The organism is Pseudomonas sp. BNK-44-b, from assembly GCF_047456245.1.
In the GTDB taxonomy this organism is placed as follows: Bacteria; Pseudomonadota; Gammaproteobacteria; order Pseudomonadales; family Pseudomonadaceae; genus Aquipseudomonas; species Aquipseudomonas machongensis.
In genome coordinates this window covers 557,981-579,765 of the sequence record NZ_CP179908.1, presented here as the reverse complement: position 1 = coordinate 579,765, position 21,785 = coordinate 557,981, and the positions used below count along the sequence as shown (strand labels likewise).

General features: G+C 63.3%; 19 protein-coding genes. 14 read left to right on the top strand and 5 right to left on the bottom strand.

Going from position 1 to position 21,785, the window contains the following annotated elements; all coding sequences use genetic code 11:
• Positions 1 to 20: 20 nt before the first annotated feature.
• A complete protein-coding gene (mreB, locus tag ACMGGG_RS02860) occupies positions 21 to 1,058 on the bottom strand; it encodes a rod shape-determining protein MreB (RefSeq protein ID WP_003255163.1) in 1,038 nt (345 codons plus the stop codon).
• A 202-nt stretch (positions 1,059 to 1,260) separates the two neighbouring features.
• On the opposite strand from mreB, the gene gatC reads away from it, so the two are divergent.
• The 6 genes from gatC (at position 1,261) to ACMGGG_RS02830 (ending at position 6,423) form a co-directional block, all read left to right on the top strand.
• Positions 1,261 to 1,548 carry an Asp-tRNA(Asn)/Glu-tRNA(Gln) amidotransferase subunit GatC gene (gene gatC, locus ACMGGG_RS02855; protein ID WP_054894398.1) on the top strand — a complete coding sequence of 96 codons (288 nt, stop codon included), beginning with the start codon at positions 1,261 to 1,263 and terminating at the stop codon, positions 1,546 to 1,548.
• Positions 1,549 to 1,563: 15 nt separating this feature from the next.
• Positions 1,564 to 3,015 carry an Asp-tRNA(Asn)/Glu-tRNA(Gln) amidotransferase subunit GatA gene (gene gatA / locus ACMGGG_RS02850; RefSeq protein ID WP_414154837.1) on the top strand — a complete coding sequence of 484 codons (1,452 nt, stop codon included), beginning with the start codon at positions 1,564 to 1,566 and terminating at the stop codon, positions 3,013 to 3,015.
• Between the two features lie 11 nt (positions 3,016 to 3,026).
• The gene (gatB, locus tag ACMGGG_RS02845; RefSeq protein ID WP_054894400.1) at positions 3,027 to 4,472 is read left to right on the top strand and encodes an Asp-tRNA(Asn)/Glu-tRNA(Gln) amidotransferase subunit GatB; all 1,446 of its coding nucleotides are present in this window, start codon (positions 3,027 to 3,029) and stop codon (positions 4,470 to 4,472) included.
• A gap of 87 nt (positions 4,473 to 4,559) precedes the next feature.
• Complete coding sequence (locus ACMGGG_RS02840; protein WP_204360752.1) at positions 4,560 to 4,934, top strand: septal ring lytic transglycosylase RlpA family protein; 375 nt, start codon at positions 4,560 to 4,562, stop codon at positions 4,932 to 4,934.
• Between the two features lie 60 nt (positions 4,935 to 4,994).
• Positions 4,995 to 6,038 (top strand): calcium/sodium antiporter, encoded by a 1,044-nt coding sequence (locus ACMGGG_RS02835; RefSeq protein ID WP_054894402.1) that lies wholly within the window; start codon positions 4,995 to 4,997, stop codon positions 6,036 to 6,038.
• Positions 6,039 to 6,048: 10 nt separating this feature from the next.
• Complete coding sequence (locus ACMGGG_RS02830) at positions 6,049 to 6,423, top strand: carboxymuconolactone decarboxylase family protein (RefSeq protein WP_054894403.1); 375 nt, start codon at positions 6,049 to 6,051, stop codon at positions 6,421 to 6,423.
• A 107-nt stretch (positions 6,424 to 6,530) separates the two neighbouring features.
• Here ACMGGG_RS02830 and ACMGGG_RS02825 read toward each other — a convergent pair whose 3' ends face one another.
• Positions 6,531 to 7,892, bottom strand: a complete 1,362-nt coding sequence (locus ACMGGG_RS02825; protein WP_063543144.1) for an amino acid permease — start codon at positions 7,890 to 7,892, stop codon at positions 6,531 to 6,533.
• Between the two features lie 52 nt (positions 7,893 to 7,944).
• Positions 7,945 to 8,886 carry an AEC family transporter gene (locus tag ACMGGG_RS02820; protein ID WP_054894405.1) on the bottom strand — a complete coding sequence of 314 codons (942 nt, stop codon included), beginning with the start codon at positions 8,884 to 8,886 and terminating at the stop codon, positions 7,945 to 7,947.
• 190 nt (positions 8,887 to 9,076) lie between these two features.
• Between ACMGGG_RS02820 and ACMGGG_RS02815 the strand changes: the two genes are divergently transcribed.
• Both ACMGGG_RS02815 and ACMGGG_RS02810 read left to right on the top strand, forming a co-directional pair.
• The gene (locus ACMGGG_RS02815) at positions 9,077 to 10,702 is read left to right on the top strand and encodes a phospholipase (protein WP_414154836.1); all 1,626 of its coding nucleotides are present in this window, start codon (positions 9,077 to 9,079) and stop codon (positions 10,700 to 10,702) included.
• Positions 10,703 to 10,716: 14 nt separating this feature from the next.
• Entirely contained in the window at positions 10,717 to 10,905 is a 189-nt protein-coding gene (locus tag ACMGGG_RS02810) for a hypothetical protein (protein ID WP_414154835.1), read from the top strand.
• Between the two features lie 58 nt (positions 10,906 to 10,963).
• Here ACMGGG_RS02810 and ACMGGG_RS02805 read toward each other — a convergent pair whose 3' ends face one another.
• Positions 10,964 to 11,524 carry a response regulator transcription factor gene (locus ACMGGG_RS02805; RefSeq protein WP_054894408.1) on the bottom strand — a complete coding sequence of 187 codons (561 nt, stop codon included), beginning with the start codon at positions 11,522 to 11,524 and terminating at the stop codon, positions 10,964 to 10,966.
• Positions 11,521 to 12,780, bottom strand: a complete 1,260-nt coding sequence (locus ACMGGG_RS02800) for an ATP-binding protein (RefSeq protein WP_054894409.1) — start codon at positions 12,778 to 12,780, stop codon at positions 11,521 to 11,523. The genes ACMGGG_RS02805 and ACMGGG_RS02800 overlap by 4 nt, the downstream gene beginning before the upstream one ends.
• A gap of 199 nt (positions 12,781 to 12,979) precedes the next feature.
• On the opposite strand from ACMGGG_RS02800, the gene ACMGGG_RS02795 reads away from it, so the two are divergent.
• From ACMGGG_RS02795 to ACMGGG_RS02770, 6 genes are all read left to right on the top strand, one after another.
• Positions 12,980 to 13,693, top strand: coding sequence for an SIMPL domain-containing protein (locus tag ACMGGG_RS02795; RefSeq protein ID WP_063543138.1), 714 nt, complete (start codon positions 12,980 to 12,982; stop codon positions 13,691 to 13,693).
• A 374-nt stretch (positions 13,694 to 14,067) separates the two neighbouring features.
• The gene (locus ACMGGG_RS02790; protein ID WP_125930684.1) at positions 14,068 to 15,693 is read left to right on the top strand and encodes an ABC transporter substrate-binding protein; all 1,626 of its coding nucleotides are present in this window, start codon (positions 14,068 to 14,070) and stop codon (positions 15,691 to 15,693) included.
• Positions 15,694 to 15,897: 204 nt separating this feature from the next.
• The gene (locus tag ACMGGG_RS02785; RefSeq protein WP_414154834.1) at positions 15,898 to 17,490 is read left to right on the top strand and encodes an ABC transporter substrate-binding protein; all 1,593 of its coding nucleotides are present in this window, start codon (positions 15,898 to 15,900) and stop codon (positions 17,488 to 17,490) included.
• Between the two features lie 159 nt (positions 17,491 to 17,649).
• Positions 17,650 to 19,029: an OprD family porin gene (locus ACMGGG_RS02780; RefSeq protein WP_063543133.1), complete on the top strand. Its 1,380-nt coding sequence runs from the start codon at positions 17,650 to 17,652 to the stop codon at positions 19,027 to 19,029.
• 69 nt (positions 19,030 to 19,098) lie between these two features.
• Positions 19,099 to 20,694 (top strand): ABC transporter substrate-binding protein, encoded by a 1,596-nt coding sequence (locus ACMGGG_RS02775; RefSeq protein ID WP_054893479.1) that lies wholly within the window; start codon positions 19,099 to 19,101, stop codon positions 20,692 to 20,694.
• Positions 20,695 to 20,766: 72 nt separating this feature from the next.
• Positions 20,767 to 21,777: an ABC transporter permease subunit gene (locus ACMGGG_RS02770; protein ID WP_054893480.1), complete on the top strand. Its 1,011-nt coding sequence runs from the start codon at positions 20,767 to 20,769 to the stop codon at positions 21,775 to 21,777.
• Positions 21,778 to 21,785 lie beyond the last annotated feature (8 nt).

Genomic DNA, 21,785 nt, shown 5'->3' with positions numbered 1-21,785 from the left:
CGGCTGGACAGCGCCAGGACTCACTCGCTGGAGAGCAGGTCCATGGCGTGCTTGTCCATCATCTCCAGCGCACGACCACCGCCACGGGCGACGCAGGTCAGCGGGTCTTCGGCAACGATCACCGGCAGGCCGGTTTCCTGGGCCAGCAGCTTGTCGAGGTCACGCAGCAGCGCGCCACCGCCGGTCAGCACCAGGCCACGCTCGGCGATGTCGGACGCCAGCTCCGGCGGCGACTGTTCCAGGGCACTCTTGACCGCCTGGACGATGGTCGCCAGCGATTCCTGCAGCGCCTCGAGCACTTCGTTGGAATTCAGGGTGAAGGCACGCGGTACGCCCTCGGCCAGGTTGCGACCGCGCACGTCGACTTCGCGGACTTCGCCACCCGGGTAGGCGGTACCGATTTCCTGCTTGATGCGCTCGGCGGTGGATTCACCGATCAGGCTGCCGTAGTTGCGGCGCACGTAGGTGACGATGGCTTCGTCGAAGCGGTCGCCGCCCACACGTACGGATTCGGCGTAGACCACACCGTTGAGCGAGATCAGGGCGATTTCGGTGGTACCGCCACCGATGTCGACGACCATCGAACCGCGGGCTTCCTCGACCGGCAGGCCGGCACCGATGGCGGCGGCCATGGGCTCTTCGATCAGGAACACTTCACGGGCACCGGCGCCCAGCGCCGATTCACGGATGGCACGGCGCTCGACCTGGGTCGACTTGCACGGTACGCAGATCAGCACGCGCGGGCTGGGCTGCAGGAAGCTGTTTTCGTGCACTTTGTTGATGAAGTACTGCAGCATCTTCTCGCAGACGCTGAAGTCGGCGATCACGCCATCCTTCATCGGACGAATGGCAGCGATGTTGCCGGGAGTGCGGCCGAGCATGCGCTTGGCTTCGGTACCGACGGCCACGACGCTTTTCTGGTTGCCGTGGGTACGGATGGCAACAACCGAGGGCTCATTCAGGACGATACCGCGCTCACGCACGTAAATAAGGGTGTTGGCAGTACCCAGGTCGATGGACAGATCGCTGGAAAACATGCCACGCAGTTTCTTGAACATGGGAAAGTGACCCTGGGGAAAGCGTGGGTAAAAAAGTGCGGCAAACTCTAACAATGGCAGGGATTTTGGGCAAGGAGCCAATATGTTAAATTGGCAGTTTTTCCGAGCACGCCAGCCGATGATCGCGGCCGTATGACCGCCAGAATCCCGGCATGTTCCTCATTACGGAAGCATTCTGTTTCTGTTTTTCCTGGAGATCCCCATGGCGCTTCAACGCTGTGACGTGGAAAAGATCGCCCATCTGGCCCGTCTGGGCCTCAATGAAGGCGAACTGCCACGCATTACCGATGCCTTGAACAGTATTCTCGGGCTGGTCGACCAGATGCAAGCCGTCGACACCACCGGCATCGAGCCCCTCGCCCACCCGCTCGAAGCCACCCAGCGCCTGCGTCCCGACCAGGTGACCGAAAGCAACCAGCGCGATCGCTACCAGGCGGTGGCACCCTCGACCGAGAACGGTCTGTACCTGGTTCCGAAAGTCATCGAGTAAGGGATAGAGCCTGCCATGCATCAACTCACTCTGGCCGAGATCGCCCGCGGACTCGCCGACAAGTCGTTTTCCTCCGAAGAGCTGACCGGCGCGTTGCTGTCGCGCATCAAGCAGCTCGACCCACAGATCAACAGCTTCATCAGCGTCACCGAAGCGCAGGCGCTGGAACAGGCCCGCGCCGCCGACGCCCGTCGCGCCAATGGCGAAACCGGCGCACTGCTGGGCGCACCGATTGCCCACAAGGACCTGTTCTGCACCCAGGGCGTACGCACCAGCTGCGGCTCGAAGATGCTCGACAGCTTCACCGCCCCCTACGACGCCACCGTGGTCGCCAAGCTCGCCGAAGCCGGCATGGTCACTCTCGGCAAGACCAACATGGACGAATTCGCCATGGGTTCGGCCAACGAATCCAGCCACTACGGCGCGGTGAAGAACCCGTGGAACCTCGAGCACGTGCCAGGCGGCTCGTCGGGTGGCTCCGCCGCAGCCGTGGCCGCGCGCCTGCTGCCGGTCGCCACCGGCACCGACACCGGCGGCTCGATCCGCCAGCCAGCCGCACTGACCAACCTCACCGGCCTCAAGCCCACCTACGGCCGCGTCTCGCGCTGGGGCATGATCGCCTACGCCTCGAGCCTCGACCAGGGCGGCCCGATGGCCCGCACCGCCGAAGACTGCGCCCTGCTGCTGCAAGGCATGGCCGGTTTCGACGCCAAGGATTCGACCAGCGTCGACGAATCGGTACCCGACTACAGCGCCAACCTCAATGCCTCGCTGCAGGGCCTGCGCATCGGCCTGCCGAAGGAGTACTTCGGCGCCGGCCTCGATCCGCGCATCGCCGAACTGGTCCAGGCCAGCGTCAAGGAACTGGAGAAGCTCGGCGCGGTGGTCAAGGAAATCAGCCTGCCGAACATGCAGCACGCCATCCCGGCGTACTATGTGATCGCCCCGGCCGAAGCCTCCTCCAACCTCTCGCGCTTCGACGGCGTGCGCTTCGGCTACCGCTGCGAAGACCCGAAAGACCTCACCGACCTGTACAAGCGCTCGCGTGGCGAAGGCTTCGGCGTTGAAGTACAGCGCCGGATCATGGTCGGCACCTACGCCCTGTCGGCCGGCTACTACGACGCCTACTACGTCAAGGCCCAGCAGATCCGCCGCCTGATCAAGAACGACTTCATGGCCGCCTTCGAACAGGTCGACGTCATCCTCGGCCCGACCACGCCGAACCCGGCCTGGAAACTCGGCTCGAAGAACGCCGACCCGGTCGCCGCCTACCTCGAGGACGTCTACACCATCACCGCCAACCTCGCGGGCCTGCCCGGCCTGTCGATGCCGGCTGGCTTCGTCGATGGCCTGCCGGTGGGCGTGCAACTGCTGGCCCCGTACTTCCAGGAAGGCCGCCTGCTCAACGTCGCGCACCGCTACCAGCAAGTCACCGACTGGCACACCCGCGCCCCCAACGGCTTCTGAGGAATTCACACATGCAATGGGAAGTTGTGATCGGGCTGGAGATTCATACCCAGCTCGCCACCCAGTCGAAGATCTTCTCCGGCAGCGCCACCACCTTCGGCTCCGAGCCGAACACCCAGGCCAGCCTGGTCGACCTGGGCATGCCCGGCGTACTGCCGGTGCTGAACCAGGAGGCCGTACGCATGGCCTGCATGTTCGGCCTGGCCATCGATGCCGAGATCGGGCCGCGCAACGTGTTCGCGCGCAAGAACTACTTCTACCCCGACCTGCCCAAGGGCTACCAGATCAGCCAGATGGACCTGCCGATCGTTGGCAAGGGCCACCTGGACATCGCCCTGGAAGACGGTACCCTCAAGCGCATCGGCGTCACCCGCGCACACCTTGAGGAAGATGCCGGCAAGAGCCTGCACGAAGATTTCAACGGCGCCACCGGGATCGACCTGAACCGCGCTGGCACACCGCTGCTGGAAATCGTTTCCGAGCCGGACATGCGCAGCGCAAAAGAGGCCGTGGCCTACGTCAAGGCCATCCACGCCCTGGTGCGCTACCTGGGCATCTGCGACGGCAACATGGCCGAAGGCTCGCTGCGTTGCGACTGCAACGTCTCGGTTCGCCCGAAAGGCCAGGTCGAGTTCGGTACCCGCTGCGAGATCAAGAACGTCAACTCGTTCCGTTTCATCGAACGGGCGATCAACAGCGAGATCCAGCGCCAGATCGACCTGATCGAGGACGGCGGCAAAGTGGTCCAGGAAACTCGCCTGTACGACCCGAACAAGGACGAGACCCGTTCCATGCGCAGCAAGGAGGAAGCCAACGACTACCGTTACTTCCCCGATCCAGACCTGCTGCCGGTGGTCATCGAGCCAAGCTTCCTCGAGACCGTCCGCGCCTCGCTGCCCGAGCTGCCAACGCAGAAGGTCGAGCGCTTCCAGAGCCAGTACGGCCTGTCGGCCTACGACGCCAACGTGCTCGCTAGCAGCCGCGAACAGGCCGACTACTTCGAGCAGGTGGCCAGCATCGGCGGCGACGCCAAGCTGGCGGCCAACTGGGTCATGGTCGAGCTGGGCAGCCTGCTGAACAAGCTGGGTGTCGAAATCGACCAGTCGCCGGTCAGTGCCGAGCTGCTCGGCGGCATGCTGCAGCGTATTCGCGACAACACCATCAGCGGCAAGATTGCCAAGACCGTGTTCGAGGCCATGGCTGCCGGTGAAGGCGATGCCGACAGCATCATCGAGAGCAAGGGCCTCAAGCAGGTGACCGACACCGGCGCGATCGACAAGATGCTCGATGAAGTGCTGGCCGCCAACGCCGAGCAGGTCGAACAGTACCGCGCCGCCGATGAAGCCAAGCGCGGCAAGATGTTCGGTTTCTTCGTCGGCCAGGCGATGAAGGCTTCCAAAGGCAAGGCCAACCCGGGGCAGGTGAACCAATTGCTCAAGGCCAAGCTCGAAGGGTGACCTGAACGCCCTCGTTCGCGGGCAAGTCGGAGCGGCGGTTCGGCGCTCCGACTTGCCCGCGAATGGAAGCACCGGAGAGCACCTGCCTTGCTGAAAAAAAACCTCGCCGCCCTGGCTCTCTTCTCTGCCTTGGCCGGCTGTGCCAGCCATGACGTCGACCCACGCGGCTACGACGAAACCGGCACCGCCTCCTATTACGGGTCCCGCCACCACGGCAAACGCACTGCCAGCGGCGAAGCCTTCAACCAGCACGGCCTTACCGCCGCCCATCGCACCCTGCCGTTCGGCAGCCAGGTACTGGTGACCAACCTGTCCAACCAGCGCAGCGTGGTGGTGCGTATCAACGACCGCGGCCCCCACACCCGTGGCCGACTGATCGACCTGTCACGCGCTGCCGCAGAAAAAATCGGCATGCTCCGTAGCGGAACGGCGCGAGTCCGGGTACAAGGTCTGAGCGACTGACCTGACTGGAGCCCTGCCATTTTCGACCTCGCCACCCTCCCCACCTTCAGCCTCCTGCAACTGGGCACGGGCCTGGTGCTGTTGGTCATCGGCGCCGAACTGCTGGTACGCGCGGCCCTGCGCCTGGCCACGCGCCTGCACGTGCGGCCGCTGATCATCGGCCTGAGCCTGGTGGCCTTCGGCAGTACCGCACCACAACTGACAGTCAGCCTGCAGGCGGCCTACCAGGGCGCGCCGGACGTGGCGGTGGGCAGTGTGATCGGCAGCAATATCTTCAATGTGCTGGTGATCCTCGGGCTTGCTGCGCTGATCATCCCGCTGCGCGTTTCGCGGCAACTGGTACGCCTGGACATCCCGTTGATGATCGCGGCCAGTGCAGTGGTCTACCTGCTGGCGGCCAACGGCGAACTGGGCAGGCTCGAGGGCGCGCTGTTGCTGCTGGGCCTGCTGGGCTACCTGGGTATGCTCTGGCATCAGTCCCGCCACTATTCCCGCACCTATCCTGCGCCCGACGCCGCTCGCCGCAGCCCGGGCCGCTTCTGGAGTACCGTGGTGCTGCAGACCCTGTTCGGGCTGGTGCTGCTCAGCCTCGGCGGGCACTTGCTGCTGGAGGCGGCGGTCGAGGTCGCCACCGACCTGGGCCTGTCCGAGCGGATCATCGGCCTGACCGTGGTCGCGGTCTGCACTTCGCTACCGGAACTGGCCGCCGCGCTGATCGCCGCCCTGCGGGGCGAGCGCGAGATCGCCGTGGGTACGGTGATCGGCAGCAACCTGTTCAACCTCCTGGCAGTGCTGGGGCTTACCGCCTTGACCACGCCCGAACCGCTGACCATCTCACCCAACGCCCTGGCGTTCGACCTGCCGGTGATGCTCGGGGTCGCCGTCCTTAGCCTGCCCGTGTTTTATTCCGGCTACCGGATCACCCGCGCCGAAGGGCTGGTGTTCCTCGCGCTCTACCTGGCTTACGGCCTGCACGTGGTGGCCTTCACCACCGGCATGCCACTGGCCGGGCGCCTGGAGCGCCTGATGCTGTTCTACGTCATGCCGGTGCTGGCGGTGGTACTGCTATACACCACGCTTCGCGCCTGGCGCCGCCAACACTGAGGAAAACGCAATGACCGACAACAAGAACGCCGGTGAGCAGGTTCGGCGCCAGGTGATGGGGGACGCTTTCGTGGATCGCGCCCTGGGCAATGCCACCGAATTCACCCAGCCCCTGCAGGACTTCGTCAACGAGCATGCCTGGGGCAGCGTCTGGTCCCGCGAGGGGCTGCCATTGAAGACTCGCAGCCTGATCACCCTGGCGGCGCTGACCGCACTGAAGTGCCCACAGGAGCTCAAGGGTCATGTTCGCGGGGCATTGAACAACGGCTGCACGGTGGAGGAGATTCGCGAAGCGCTGCTGCATTGCGCAGTGTACGCAGGGGTGCCGGCGGCGATCGATGCGTTCCGCGCGGCACAGGAAGTGATCGACAGTTACCAGGCCTGAGGTCGCACCGGCCTCTTCGTGGGTAAACCCGCTCCCACAGGCACGCCGCTGTGCGGACTCTGGGGGAGTGGGTTTACCCGCGAAAAAAGCGACGCATCAGCGCAGATTCATCCCTTGGCCTGACGCGCCTTCTTCACCCGGAACGCCACCCACAGCGCTGCGATCCACAGCGGAATCAGCATCACCGAGATGCGCACTGGCGGGGTGAGGTACATCACCACCAGGATCAGCGCAATGAACGCCAGGCACAGGTAGTTGGTCAGCGGATGCCCCCAACTGCGGTAGAACGGCGTGATGCCCGCGGCCAGCTTGGCCTTGCGGAACTTGAGATGGGTGATGCTGATACTCGCCCAGTTGATCACCAGCGCCGATACCGCCAGGGCCATCAGCAAACCGAACGCCTCGCCCGGCATCAGGTAGTTGATCACCACGCACAAACCCGTCGCCAGCGCCGAAACGCCCAGTGCCACCAACGGCACCCCGCTGCGGCTGACCTTGAGCAACTGGCGCGGTGCATCGCCCTGGCTGGCCAGGCCGAACAGCATGCGGCTGTTGGCGTAGACGCAGCTGTTGTAGACCGACAGCGCGGCGGTCAGCACCACAACGTTGAGCACGGTAGCGACCACGTCGCTGTCCAGCTCATGGAAGATCATCACGAACGGGCTGCCGCCCTGCACAACCTTCTGCCACGGGTACAGCGCCAGCAGCACGGCAAGCGCGCCGATATAGAAGATCAGGATGCGGTAGACCACCTGGTTGGTGGCCTTGGGGATGCTCTGGCGCGGATTGTCCGCCTCGGCAGCGGTGATACCCACCAACTCCAGGCCGCCAAAGGAGAACATGATCACCGCCAACGCCATGATCAGCCCGGTGATGCCATTGGGGAAGAAGCCACCGTACTGCCACAGGTTGGCCACGCTGGCATCCGGGCCACCATGACCGCTGCCCAGCAGCCAGGCGCCGAAGCCGATCATGCTGACGATTGCCACTACCTTGACCAGGGCGAACCAGAACTCCATCTCACCGTAGACCTTCACCTGGGTCAGGTTGATGGCGTTGATCACCACGAAGAAGATCGCCGCCGTGGCCCAGGTCGGAAACTCCGGCCACCAGTACTGCACGTAGATACCCACGGCCGTCAGTTCGGCCATGCCAACCAATACGTAGACGACCCAGTAGTTCCAGCCCGAGACGAAGCCAGCGAACTCGCTCCAGTATTGATGGGCGAAGTGGCTGAAGCTGCCGGCAACCGGCTCCTCGACCACCATTTCACCCAGCTGGCGCATGATCAGGAAAGCCATCAGGCCAGCGATCGCATAGCCCAGCAGTACCGAAGGGCCGGCCAACTGGATGGTTTGGGCGATCCCCAGGAACAGGCCGGTGCCGATGGCACCGCCCAGCGCAATCAACTGGATATGGCGATTCTTCAGCCCGCGTTGCAACCCCGCGGGCGTGCTCTGGTCTTGCATGAAGTGTCCTTTAGTTCAGGAGGCAGTGTTGTTGTGTTGTGGCGGCCAGCATCTAGATCCACCCGCCCCATTGCAAGATGAATATGCCGATATTGGTGGTGATCGCCGCCATTAGCGTCGTGATCACGATGATAGACGCAGCCAGCTCGTGATTGCCATTAGCCGCGCGGGCCATGACATAACTGGCTGCCGCCGTCGGGCTGCCAATATAGAGAAACAGAATCCCCAGCTCCGCGCCGCGAAACCCGCACAGCCAGGCGCCCAGGGTGGCCACCAGCGGCAGCCAGACCATCTTCACCAGGCTGGCATCCACCGCGAGCTTGCCGCTGTCGCGCAGGGCTGCCAGCGACAGGGTGCCGCCGATGCAGATCAGCGCCAGTGGCAGGGTCATCTGCGCCAGGTAGTCACCCGAGGTCAGCAACCAGTTGGGCAGGGGCACCTGCCCATACGCCATGGGCGTCGCTGCCAGCACGCTGATGATCAGCGGGTTGCTGAAGATGCTCTTGCACAGGCTCCACGGGTCGGATTTCAAGCTCGGGCTGTACACCGCCAACACCACCGTCGACAGCGAGTTGTAGAGCAGGATTACCAGCCCGGCGAGTACCGCACCGAGGGAAATCCCGTAGTCGCCATAGAGGCTGGCCGCCAGTGCCAGGCCGATCACTCCGTTGTTGCCGCGAAACGCACCTTGCGTGTAGATGCCGCGGTCCTCTGGCGGGCTGCGCCAGATCGCCAGCCCCCAGGAGAGCGCAAAGCACACCAGGGTCGCGAGGATGAAGTAGAGGATGACCCCGGGCTTGACCGCCGTCGACAGGTCGGCGTGATAGATACCCAGGAACAGCAGCGCCGGCATGCAGGTGTTGAACACCAGCGAGGACGCGACCTTGATGAAGTTGTCGTCGATCAAGCGGATGCGCTTGAGGAGCACGCCCATGAACAGCATGGCGAAAACCGGAGCCGTGATGTTCAACGTCTGGATAAGAAGGGCGAGCATTGCGCGCGATCCTGGAGAAGGTTGCCGATAGGGGGCTAATCATACGTCAGTGCCACGTGATTGCGTCCGCCATGGATGAAGGATCTGTCCACAAACAGATCTTGACGTAGGAAATTTCCATCCTATTATCAAAACAACTGTATATACATACAGTTAATTGGAATTTTTCAGACATCGCATGGAGCAAACAATGTCAGAAATGCAATCACTGCCCGCAACCGGCCAGGCCAATCTGCTGGTCGCGGACCTCGACCGCTTGTTCGACCCTGAGGGCGTCCCCCTGGAGGGAGCGCACACGCATCTGGTGCTGGTGGTGGACGGCCATCACACCGTCAAATATCACCGCCTGCCGCCACTCGACACACCGAAGCCCAGCGGGCCCGAGCTGCGTTTCGAAGGCGGCGAACACACCGCCATCGGCGACAACGTCCTGCTGCGCTTTGCCGCCAACCAACCACCGGTCGTGGCGCACCAGTCACCCCTGCCGTTGCCCAATGGCCTGAGCCTGACCTACGGCCAAGTGGTGGCTCTGGGCGGTGACTTCTATGGTGTGCCCGAACGCCCCATCGCCGATGGAGCAACACCCTCCGAGCGCATCGAACGTTTCCTCCAGGCTTTCGACTCCTTGGCCCGCCTGCCGGCCTCCCGTGCCGAAGCCCAGGACATTCTGGCGGTCATGCAGGAAGAGATCTCGGCGGCCAATCGCGCCATCAAGGACGGCCGTCAACCCCATGAAGCCTATGACGCACTGGGCGACAGCCTGTCGGCGCGCTGGAATCGCATCACCGGAGGCGGCAGCGTGGCTTCGGATCTACTGCCACTGGGCCGCTACCTGAAACTGGCCGCCAGCAACTGGGACCATTTCGGCCGTTCGGCCCTGCTGGCTTACCAGGCCGGCCACGGCGCAGCACTGCAGCAGGCACTGCGCGCCCGTGACAGCGGCGACGAACGCGACCTGCAACTGGCCTATGCCATGAACGCCTTCGCCGACCACTTCCTTACCGACCTGTTCTCCGCCGGCCACCTGCGCGTACCGCGCAAGGCCCTGGCCGACACGGTCACGCCGAGCGATATCGGCTCGCTGGTGTCGCGCTTCATGCATGACGAGGACAGCAAGTATGGCCTGCGCGTACGCAATGCCGAAGGCGAGCAATGGCGGGCCTATGGCGACAAGCGTTATTTCGACAGCGTCGATGTGGCCAACCGACGCCAGGTCGGCCGCGCGGTACAGCGTTCGGCCGACGAAGTGTTCCAAGCCTTCGACAAGGGGCAGGCCACGTCGCCGGAGCAGTACGCCGCCCTGCGCCTGACGCCAGACCTGCAGGCAGCCGAACAGGACCTGGTGCCCGGCAATTTCGCTCCGCTCTACCGCCAGCAAGGCTCGACGGTGCAGCGACGCAAGAATGTGGCCGACCTCAACGACCGGCAGTACACCAGTGATTGGTGGGGCTGGAGCACTTACCTGCTGCTCAAGGACTACAAGCCCAACCGTCCGACGGGCTTCATCGATGCCCCGACAGCCTCGCCAGCCATCGTTGCCAACGGTTGGCAACGCCGCGAGCCGGATGGCCTGAACTGGCGTCGGGGTAACGCCGTGCGCTATGCATTCAGTGTCGACGATGGCATCAACGAATCCTATATCGGCCCTTGGAATCCCTATAGCGAGCTGGGCGAGCACTTCCACCCGACCGTGCAGCTACCGCTCGATGCCCAACGCCGCGGGCGCAACCTGTTCCGCCAGTTTCGCGATGGCGCACCAGAGCTGATCGCTCGCCTCGACGGGCAGGCCACCACCTATATCGACCGTAACGCGTGACAAGGAGGTCACCGATGAACATCAGGATCAAACTGGAACTGGCTTCAGGCCAGTCGCTGCAGGGGATGCCGCTGGAGTTGCTGCGCAATGGGCAAGTGGTCGGGCGGGCGCAGGTGGCGCGGGATGGGGAGGTGTCGTTCGCGGTCGAGCCAGGCACAGGTGCGCTGGCGGTGCGAATGGATCGGGCAGTGATCGGGGGCTGATCTTCGCGGCGCCTGCTTCACGGGCAAGTCGGAGCAGACGCCGCGGTCTACCGATGGATCAGCGCCGCACCGGGCGCTTCTGCAGCTTGCGCTGCAAGGTGCGCCGGTGCATGCCCAGCGCCCGCGCCGTGGCGGAGATATTGCCCTCGTGCTCGGTCAACACGCGCTGGATGTGTTCCCACTGCAGGCGGTCCACCGACATCGGGTTTTCCGGCACCAGGGTATCGAGGTCGGCATGTTCGGACAGCAGCGCCGCCAGCACATCGTCGGCGTCGGCCGGCTTGCACAGGTAGTTGCAAGCACCGCGCTTGATCGCCTCAACCGCAGTGGCGATGCTCGAATAGCCGGTCAGGATCAGCACACGCATCTCCGGGTCCAGTTCCAGCAGCTTGGGCAACAGGACCAGGCCCGAGTCGCCCTCCATCTTCAAGTCCAGCGTGGCGTAGTCCGGCAAGTCCTGCTGGGCCAGGATCAATCCCTCTTCGGCGCTGGCGGCGGTGCTCACCCGAAAACCGCGGCGGCTCATGGCACGGGCCATCACCCGGGTAAAGGTGGCGTCATCATCCACCAGCAGCAGGTGCGGCAGCTCTTCGCCTTCGATCTGGTTCTCGTCGCTCATCGTTCATCTCCTCGCTTGCCATGGGGCAGGCGCAGCTCGGTCAGGGTGCCGCCCTCTTCATGACTATAGAGTTTCACCGAGCCCCCCGCGCGGGTCACGCTGGCCTTGCTCAGGAACAGGCCCAGGCCGAAGCCTTTGCCCTTGGTGGTAAAGAAGGGTTTGCCGATCGCCTCGGCGATGGCCACCGGTACGCCGGCGCCATGGTCGCGGATGCTGATCAGGATATCCTGTGCATCCCAGTCCAGACGCACTTCGAGGTCATTCGGACAGGCATCGGCGGCGTTGTTCAGCAGGTTGAGCAGCGCCTGGGTGAGGTCGGGTGGCGGAATCAGCCGCGGCACCTCGCCATCGCGCAGGCGCTGGAAGCGGTAACTGGCTTCAGGGCGCATCAGGTGCCAGCGGTTGAGCGCCTCGTCGAGCCAGGCGGTGACCTCCTGCTCTTGCACATTCATGCGTCGGTTGGCTTCGGCGGCACGCACCAGTTGCTGTAGCGTCTGCTTGCACAGCTTGACCTGGTCCTGCAGTACCGCAAGGTCTTCCTGCAACTGCGGATCGGTATGGTCCTGGCGCATCTCGTTGATCAGCACGCTCATGGTCGCCAACGGCGTGCCCAGCTCGTGGGCGGCCCCAGCGGCCTGGGTGGCCACGGCCAGCAACTGTTCATCGCGCAGGCTTTCCTCGCGCCGCTCGGCACGCATCTGCTCCTGGCGGCGCAGCTCTTCGGCCATGCGCGCGGCGAAGAAGGTAATGACAGCAGCGGCCAGGGCGATGCTCAGCCACATGCCATACACCTGCATGGTGTCGCGCGCCAGCGGCAGCGTCTCCAGCGGGTAGAACTGCACCAGCAGCAGGCTGTAGGCGACCAGCGCAATGCCCGACAACACCAGTGAATAGATCCACGGCAGGGTCACGGCAGCAATCGCCAGCGGCACCAGGTAATAGGACACGAAGGGGTTGGTCGAGCCCCCCGAGTAGTACAGCAAGGCACTGTGGATCAGCAGGTCACAGGCCAGTTGCAGGGCGTACTCCATCTCCGTGACCGGCAAGGTCAGGCGCAGCCGCAAGGCGGTGAAGGCACACAGCAGCGACGATAGCGCCAGGGTTGCCACCAGCGACAGCCATGGCAGCGGCAGCAGCTCGGTCCAGTAGGCCACGCCCACGGAGCCGGCCTGGGCGGCCAGGACCAGGATGCGAATGATGGTCAGGCGCCAGAGGTTCTGGCGAGTGGCGGACATTGGGTGTGCGGGGGCGAGCATGAGCTCTCCTGATGAGTGCTCCAGGACAATCGGCTGGAGTATACCGAAGCCATGGCCCCCGCTGCAGCAATGCGGCAAAGCGCCACACTCTGTCACAAAGTCATGATGGCATTGTTGAACCCACTCCACTGTTTCCGGTCTGATTGGCCATGCGTGGAATGGACATCATCCCCACGCTTTCTATTTGAAGGAGTCATACATGCACATTTCCCGTCGCAGCGCCGCGTTCGTCCTGTCTTGTGGCATGCTCGCCAGCCTGCCGGCCCTGGCCGCAGACGAGCCACGCTACAACCAGGTTTCGCTGCGCGCCGAGGTCAGCAAGGAAGTGGCCCGCGACCTGATGGTCGTCACCCTTTACAGCGAAGCGCAGAACACCGACCCGGGCAAGCTCGCCAAGCAGATCACCGAGACCATGAACAAGGCGGTCCAGCAGGCCCGCGAAGTCAAGGACGTGAAGATCAGCCAAGGCAGCCGTAACAGCTATCCGGTCTACGACACCAAGGGCCAGAAGATCACCGGCTGGCGCGAGCGCGCCGAACTGCGCCTGGAAAGCGCCGACTTCCCAGCCCTGTCCAAGCTCACCGGTGAACTGCTGCAGGAGCTGAAGATGGGCGGCATGGACTTCTCCATCGCCCCGGCCACCCGCAAGGCCAGTGAAGACGAGCTGCTCAAGGATGCAGTCAACGCCTTCAAGGCCCGCGCCCAACTGGCTACCGAGGCCCTCGGCGGCAAAGGCTACAAAGTGGTCAGCCTGAACCTCAACAGCAGCGGCTACCCGCGCCCTTACATGCGCAGCGCACCGATGGCGATGAAAGCCATGGCTGCGGATGAAGCGGCCTCGCCGGATATCGAAGCGGGCACCAGCGAAGTCAGCATGAATGCCGACGGGCTGATCGAAGTACAGATGCCGTGATCGCGGCTGCGCTCGATTGAGCGACCGGGGCCGCCGCCAGGACGGCCCCTTCCCTCCCCATCTCGCCGCACCTGTCGCAATGACAGCGGCGAATCCCATACCGCAGCTCTTCAGATGAATATTCCTACGCACCCTTAAAGTGCATCCTACATGCCTCAACGCTTCGAAACATGTCGCAAAATGCCAGCTTTTTTCTTGCGCAAACGTTCAACCTACGCAAAATTTACATGAATGCGACATCCATGTACGACCGTGCCACATTTCTGGCGCCGACTATCCTGTTGAGTGTTGCAATGGGTACACCCCCTGCATAAGTATCCGCAGGTCGGCTCACGAGGCCACCTCAAATCAAAAATGACAACAATGAGGCCACCATGCTCAAACACGCAGTCATTCCGTTCCTGGTAGGCGCAGGCCTGCTGGCTGGCGCCCCTGCCGCCCTCGCCGCGTCCAACCTGGTGTTCTGCTCCGAAGGCAGCCCCGCCGGTTTCGACCCGGGCCAATACACCACCGGAACCGACTTCGACGCCTCGGCCGAAACGATCTTCAACCGCCTGACCCAGTTCGAGCGTGGCGGCACCGCCGTCGTCCCCGGTCTGGCCACCAAATGGGACGTTTCCGACGACGGCAAGACCTATACCTTCCACCTGCGTGAAGGGGTCAAGTTCCACACCACCGACTACTTCAAGCCAAGCCGTGAATTCAACGCCGACGACGTGCTGTTCACCTTCAACCGCATGCTCGACAAGGACATGCCGTTCCGCAAGGCCTACCCCACCGAATTCCCGTACTTCACCGACATGGGCATGGACAAGAACATCGCCAAGCTCGAGAAGGTCGACGAACACACCGTACGCTTCACCCTCAACGAAGTGGACGCCGCGTTCATCCAGAACCTGGCGATGAGCTTCGCCTCGATCCAGTCCGCCGAGTACGCCGACCAGCTGCTCAAGCAGGGCAAGGCCGCCGACATCAACCAGAAGCCGATCGGCACCGGTCCATTCGTGTTCAACAGGTACCAGAAGGACGCGCTGATCCGCTACAAGGGCAACAAGGACTACTGGAAACCGGACGACGTGAAGATCGACAACCTGGTCTTCGCCATCAGCACCGACGCCTCGGTGCGCATGCAGAAGCTCAAGCGCGACGAGTGCCAGGTCACGCTGTTCCCACGCCCAGCCGATATCGAGCCGCTGAAGAAGGATCCGAAGCTGCAGATGCCTGAACAGGCCGGCTTCAACCTCGGCTACATCGCCTACAACGTGATGGACAAGATCAAGGGCAGCAACGAGCCCAACCCCATGGCCCAGCTCAAGGTGCGCGAGGCGCTGGACATGGCGGTGAACAAGCAGCAGATCATCGATTCGGTGTACCAGGGCGCCGGCCAGCTGGCGGTCAATGCCATGCCACCGACCCAGTGGTCCTACGACACCACCATCAAGGACGCCAAGTACGATCCGGAGAAAGCCAGGCAGTTGCTCAAGGAGGCCGGCGTCAAGGAGGGCACCGAGATCACCCTGTGGGCCATGCCGGTGCAACGCCCCTACAACCCCAACGCCAAGCTGATGGCCGAGATGCTGCAGTCGGACTGGTCCAAGATCGGCATCAAGGCCAAGATCGTCAGCTACGAATGGGGCGAGTACATCAAGCGCTCCAAGGGCGGCGAAAACGGCGCCATGCTGATCGGCTGGAGCGGCGACAACGGTGACCCGGACAACTGGCTCGGCACCCTGTTCGGTTGCGACGCGCTGGAGGGTAACAACTTCTCCAAGTGGTGCTACAAGCCGTACGACGACATCATCAAGCAGGCCAAGGCCACCTCCGACCAGGCCAAGCGCACGGAGCTGTACAAGCAGGCGCAGCACATCATCAAGGAGCAGGTGCCGATGACCCCTATCGCCCACTCCACGGTCTATCAGCCGATGAGTGCGAAAGTGAAGGACTTCAAGATCAGCCCGTTCGGACTGAACTCCTTCTATGGCGTAAGCGTGGAGAAATAGCGCCCAGCCAGCCCCGTCATCTGTCGGGGCTGGCGTGAGCACGGCGGGGCGCCGAAATTTCTCGGCAAACTTCCGAAATTTCTTACGCCACTAGACATATTCATTACCTGTCTCGCCCTTCCTGATGCCGCTAACGTCAGGAACGGGCTTCTGTTGCCGCCCGTTCAGTGTGCGGCAGCGCAAACGGATGAGGAAAGGATCGCCATGCGCCATACCACACTGCTCGGCACCGTGCTGGGCCTGGGACTGCTCAGCCAGGCCCTCTCTGCCCAGGCCAACAACCTGGTGTTCTGCTCCGAAGGCAGCCCAGCGGGCTTCGACACCGCTCAATACACCTCGGCCACGGACAACGATGCCGCCGAACCGATCTACAACCGCCTGGTCGAGTTCGAGCGTGGGGGCACCGCTGTGCAGCCAGGCCTGGCCACCGACTGGCAGGTCTCCGAAGACGGCCTGCGCTACACCTTCCACCTGCGGCCCGGGGTGAAGTTCCACCACAACAAGGACTTCAAGCCCACCCGCGACTTCAACGCCGACGACGTGCTGTTCACCTTCAACCGCATGCTCGACAAGGACCATCCGTTCCGCAAGGCCTACCCGACCGAGTTCCCCTACTTCATCAGCATGGGCCTGGACAAGAACATCGCCAAGGTCGAGAAAACCGACCCGCTCACGGTGGCCTTCACCCTCAACACGGTCGATGCCGCGTTCATCCAGAACATCGCCATGGCCTTCGCCTCCATACTCTCCGCCGAATACGCCGAGCACCTGCTGGCCAGCGGCAGGCCCAGCGACATCAACCAGAAGCCGATCGGCACCGGCCCGTTCGTGTTCCAGCGCTACCAGAAGGACTCGCAGATCCGCTTCAAGGGCAACAAGGACTACTGGGCGCCTGACCGGGTGAAGATCGACAACCTGGTGTTCTCGATCAACATCGACCCTTCGGTGCGCATCCAGAAGCTGCGCCGCAACGAGTGCCAGGTCACCCTTCACCCACGCCCGGCCGATCTGCCTGCGCTCAAGCAGGACAGCAAGCTGCAGGTCATGACGCAGCCCGGCTTCAACCTCGGCTACATCGCCTACAACACCCAGCACCCACCGTTCGATCGACTTGAAGTGCGCCAGGCGATGGACATGGCGGTCAACAAGCAGGCGATCATCCAGGCGGTCTACCAGGACGCCGGGCAAACGGCAGTCAACGCCATGCCTCCCACCCAATGGTCCTACGACGATACGCTCAAGGACGCGCCGTTCGATCCGCAAAAGGCCAAGCAGGTGCTGGAGCAGGCCGGGGTCAAGCCAGGCACGGAAATCACCCTCTGGGCCATGCCGGTGCAACGCCCTTACAACCCCAATGCCAAGCTCATGGCCGAAATGCTCCAGGCCGACTGGAGCAAGCTCGGCTTCAAGGTCCGTATCGTCAGCTACGAATGGGGCGAATACCTCAAGCGCATGAAAAATGGCGAACACGACATCGCCCTGATCGGTTGGACCGGCGACAACGGCGACCCGGACAACTGGCTTGGAACCCTGTTCAGCTGCGATGCCATTGGCAGCAACAACTACTCGCAGTGGTGCGACAGCCAGTACGACGAACTGGTCAAGAAGGCCAAGCAGGTCACCGACCGCGAACAGCGCACCCACCTCTACCAGCAGGCCCAGCAACGCCTCAAGCAGCAGGTACCGATTACCCCGGTGGCCCATTCGACGGTCAACCAACCTCTCAGCATCAGTGTGAAAGACTTCAAGGTCAGCCCCTTCGGACGCAACGTTTTCTCCGGCGTCAGCATCGATTGACCCTGTATCGCCAGACCGGGAGTGCCCCACTCCCGCGACCGCGTGCAGCCCGGATTTGCCTGGCAATCCCAGGTGAACACCCGCAGTACCGCGTCACCGAGCCAAGCCCGACCCACAAGATCGGGCCACAGATATAAGAATAGAAAGGGAGCTTTAACCTTGAAACGAACCACCAAAACCGCGCTGGCCCTGTCCATCGGCGCCTTCTGCGCCGCCGCCCAGGCAGAACCTGTCAGCCAGGACTTCTACCCGCTGAGCCTCAAGTCGGGCAGCGAGCAGGCCGATGCCTCGGGCTTCTTCGAAGGCCAGAGCCTGAGTGGCAGCACCCGCAACTGGTACGCCCGCGAACGCGCCACCCGTGCGCCGCTGTGGAAGTACTACAAGAGCGACGGCACCCGCCACGACACCCACAGCCGTGACAACTGGGTACAGGGCACCATCCTCAACTACAGTTCGGGCTTTACGCAGGGCACCGTGGGCTTCGCCACCGAAGTCGCCGCCTACAACGCCATCGCCCTCGAGCGTGGTCGCGCAGCGATTGCCGGGCCGAACAACCGTACCCTGACCCATAGCGATGGCGACCCTGTCGGCCAGTGGAGCAAGGCGGGCCTGGCCAACGTCAAGGCGCGCATCTCCAACACCACCCTCACCGTCGGCCGCCAGTCCCTGGACACGCCGATGATCGCCTACATCGGCAACCGTGCCCTGCCTTCGAGCTTCCAGGGCGTGGCGTTGCACAGCGCCGAATTCGACAACCTGTCGTTCGACATCGGCACCTTCGACCGCGTCTCGCCGCGTACCGAACAGAGCCTGAGCAAATTCCGCTCCGAATACAGCGCCACCGGCGTGGAAACCGACCGTGCCAGCACCGCCGGTATCAACTACCAGCCGTTCAAGAGCCTGACCACCAGCCTGTACGCCACCAAGGTCGACGACTTCTGGAACCAGTACTACTTCGGCGCCAACCACGTGTTGGGCGACAGCGCGGTGCTGAGCCTGACCACCGGCCTGAACTACTACAAGACGGTCGATGCCGGCAGCAAGAAGATGGGCGATATCGACAACGATACCTACAGCCTGTCGTTCGGTCTCACCCACCAGGCGCACACGCTCACCGCCTCCTGGCAGCAGGTCAACGGCAACGAGTACTTCGACTACCTGCACGAAACCAACGGTATCTACCTGGCCAACTCCCTGCTGTCGGACTTCAACGGCCCGAACGAGAAATCCCTGCAGATTTCCTACGTGCTGAACATGGCCCAGTACGGCGTACCAGGCCTGAAGTTCAACCTGTACAACGCCCGCGGCTGGGGCATCGACGGTACCCACTACCGCGGTACCGCCTACGACGTGCGTGGCATGGATGGCGAGACCCACTACGAGTGGGGCATCGGCACCAGCTATGCGGTGCAGAGCGGCATGCTGAAGGACACCAGCATCCGCGCCACCTATACCGCTCACCGCGCCAGCAAGGCCCAGGCCGATGGCAGCCTGGACGAGCTGCGCATCGTGACCACCATTCCGTTCAACATTCTCTGACCGCCAACGCCACGGCCCGGGCTATCCGGGCCGTGACGTCTACGCTGGAGTCATTCGCAGGGAGGTTCCATGAAATCGCTACCGCTACGCGCTGCCCTGGCAGCGATCATCCTGGGCGCTGCCGGCAACCTCGCGGCCAAGCCCCTGGTGGTGTGCACCGAAGCCAGCCCCGAAGGTTTCGATATCGTCCAATACACCACCGCGGTCACCGCCGACGCCTCGGCCGAGACCGTGTTCAACCGCCTGGTCGACTTCAAGCCCGGCACCACCGATATCCAGCCGGCCCTGGCCGACAGCTGGGAAATCAGCGCCGACGGCCTGACTTACACCTTCCACCTGCGCCAGGGTGTGAAGTTCCACACCACCGACTACTTCACCCCCACCCGCGACTTCAATGCCGATGACGTGCTGTGGAGCCTGAACCGTCAGTTCGATGCCAAGCATCCGTGGCACGACAAGACCAGCGTCGGCTACCCCTATTTCGAGAGCATGGCCTTCGGGCAACTGCTCAAGTCGGTGAGCAAGACCGACGACCACACCGTGGTGATCACCCTGACCCGCCCCGAAGCGCCGTTCCTGCGTGACCTGGCCATGGCCTTCACCTCGATCTACTCCGCCGAATACGGCGACCAGTTGCTCAAGGCCGGCAAGACCGGCGACCTGAACAGCAAGCCGATCGGCACCGGGCCATTCGTGTTCCAGCGCTACAACAAGGACGCCCAGGTCCGCTTCAAGGCCAACCCCGACTATTTCCGCGGCAAGCCGCCGAGCGAAACGCTGGTGTTCGCCATCGCCACCGACAACAACGTGCGCCTGCAGAAACTGCGGGCCAACGAATGCCAGATCGCCCTGTACCCCAAACCCGACGACGTCCCGGCGATCAAGACCGATCCCAAGCTCAAGGTCGCCGAGATCGAGGCCCTGGTCACCGGCTACATCGCCATGAACACCGAGCACAAGTACCTGAGCGACGTGCGCGTGCGCAAGGCGATCAACATCGCCTTCGACCGCCAGACCCACGTCGACCAGTTGTTCGGCAAGGGCAACGCGCTGGTCGGGGTCAACCCCTACCCGCCGACCATGATCGGCTACAACACCGCCAACAAGAACCCGCCGCGCGACCTCGACAAGGCCCGCGCCCTGCTCAAGGAAGCCGGCGTCCCCGAGGGCACCGCCATCACCCTGTTCACCCGCAACGGTGGCGGCCCGACCAACCCCAATCCGCGTTTGTCGGCAGAGATGCTGCAGGCCGACCTTGCCAGGATCGGGCTCAAGCTCGACATCCGCGTGATGGAGTGGGCCGAGATGCTGCGCCGCGCCAAGAAGGGCGAGGCGGACCTGGTCTCCGCCGGCTGGGCCGGCGACAACGGTGACCCGGACAACTTCCTGACACCCATGCTCAGCTGTGATGCCGCCAAGACCGGCGAGAACTATGCGCGCTGGTGCAACCCTAAGTTCCAGGAACTGATCACCCGTGCCCGCGAGATCATCGACAACGATGAGCGTGCCAAGCTCTATAGCGAGGCGCTGGCGGTGTACGATGAGGATCAACCGTGGATCAGCATGGCCCACCCGAAGATGTTCACGGCCATGCGCGACAACGTAGAGGGGTATGTCATCAACCCTCTGACCAATAACAACTTCGCCACCACCAAGGTGAAGTAGAAGAAAAACATGACCGCCGGCCTCTGCAAGGGCCGGCGGCTGCCTTGACCGGCCGATGAGGTACCTCCGACGATGTTGAGTTTTATTGCCCGGCGCCTGGGCCTGCTGATACCGACCTTCTTCGGTATCACCCTGCTGACCTTCGCGCTCATACGCCTGATCCCCGGCGACCCGGTGGAAGTGATGATGGGCGAGCGCAGGGTCGACCCTGAAATGCACGCCCAAGCCATGGAACGCCTTGGCCTGAACAAACCCCTGCCAGCCCAGTACATGGATTACATCGGCAAGCTCGCCCAGGGCGATCTCGGCGAATCGCTGCGCTCGCGCGAGAGCGTGTGGAACGAGTTCACCACGCTGTTCCCCGCGACGCTGGAGTTGGCGTTCTGCGCATTGATCTTCGCCGGCGTCTTCGGCCTGTTGGCCGGGGTGATCGCGGCGCTCAAGCGCGGATCGTTGTTCGACCATGGGGTGATGGGCGTCTCGCTCGCCGGCTATTCCATGCCCATTTTCTGGTGGGGCCTGATCCTCATCATGTTCTCGTCGGTGAGCATGGGCTGGACGCCCGTGTCCGGTCGCATCGACCCGCTGTACGACGTCGAGCCGGTGACCGGCTTCATGCTGATCGACACGCTGCTGGTGGGCGATGAAGGCTCGTTCAAGGATGCGTTCATGCACCTGATCCTGCCGACCATCGTGCTCGGGACCATCCCGTTGGCGGTGATCGCCCGCATGACCCGCTCCTCGATGCTCGAAGTGCTGCGCGAAGACTACATCCGTACCGCCCGCGCCAAGGGTCTGTCGCCGGCCCGCGTGGTATTCGTGCACGGCCTGCGCAATGCGCTGATCCCGGTGCTGACGGTGTTCGGCCTGCAGGTCGGCACCTTGCTCGCCGGTGCCGTGCTCACCGAAACCATCTTCTCCTGGCCGGGCATTGGCAAATGGCTGATCGAAGCCATCGGCGCCCGTGACTACCCCGTGGTCCAGAACGGCATCCTGTTGATCGCCTGCCTGGTGATCCTGGTCAACTTCGTCGTGGATATCCTCTACGGCCTGGCCAACCCACGCATCCGTCATCAGCGCTGAGGGCCCCG

Coding starts and splice junctions, on each gene's coding strand:
- mreB (WP_003255163.1), bottom strand. CDS start 1,058: ATGTTCAAGAAACTGCGTGGCATGTTTTCCAGCGATCTGTCCATCGAC.
- gatC (WP_054894398.1), top strand. CDS start 1,261: ATGGCGCTTCAACGCTGTGACGTGGAAAAGATCGCCCATCTGGCCCGT.
- gatA (WP_414154837.1), top strand. CDS start 1,564: ATGCATCAACTCACTCTGGCCGAGATCGCCCGCGGACTCGCCGACAAG.
- gatB (WP_054894400.1), top strand. CDS start 3,027: ATGCAATGGGAAGTTGTGATCGGGCTGGAGATTCATACCCAGCTCGCC.
- ACMGGG_RS02830 (WP_054894403.1), top strand. CDS start 6,049: ATGACCGACAACAAGAACGCCGGTGAGCAGGTTCGGCGCCAGGTGATG.
- ACMGGG_RS02825 (WP_063543144.1), bottom strand. CDS start 7,892: ATGCAAGACCAGAGCACGCCCGCGGGGTTGCAACGCGGGCTGAAGAAT.
- ACMGGG_RS02820 (WP_054894405.1), bottom strand. CDS start 8,886: ATGCTCGCCCTTCTTATCCAGACGTTGAACATCACGGCTCCGGTTTTC.
- ACMGGG_RS02815 (WP_414154836.1), top strand. CDS start 9,077: ATGTCAGAAATGCAATCACTGCCCGCAACCGGCCAGGCCAATCTGCTG.
- ACMGGG_RS02810 (WP_414154835.1), top strand. CDS start 10,717: ATGAACATCAGGATCAAACTGGAACTGGCTTCAGGCCAGTCGCTGCAG.
- ACMGGG_RS02805 (WP_054894408.1), bottom strand. CDS start 11,524: ATGAGCGACGAGAACCAGATCGAAGGCGAAGAGCTGCCGCACCTGCTG.
- ACMGGG_RS02800 (WP_054894409.1), bottom strand. CDS start 12,780: ATGCTCGCCCCCGCACACCCAATGTCCGCCACTCGCCAGAACCTCTGG.
- ACMGGG_RS02795 (WP_063543138.1), top strand. CDS start 12,980: ATGCACATTTCCCGTCGCAGCGCCGCGTTCGTCCTGTCTTGTGGCATG.
- ACMGGG_RS02790 (WP_125930684.1), top strand. CDS start 14,068: ATGCTCAAACACGCAGTCATTCCGTTCCTGGTAGGCGCAGGCCTGCTG.
- ACMGGG_RS02785 (WP_414154834.1), top strand. CDS start 15,898: ATGCGCCATACCACACTGCTCGGCACCGTGCTGGGCCTGGGACTGCTC.
- ACMGGG_RS02775 (WP_054893479.1), top strand. CDS start 19,099: ATGAAATCGCTACCGCTACGCGCTGCCCTGGCAGCGATCATCCTGGGC.
- ACMGGG_RS02770 (WP_054893480.1), top strand. CDS start 20,767: ATGTTGAGTTTTATTGCCCGGCGCCTGGGCCTGCTGATACCGACCTTC.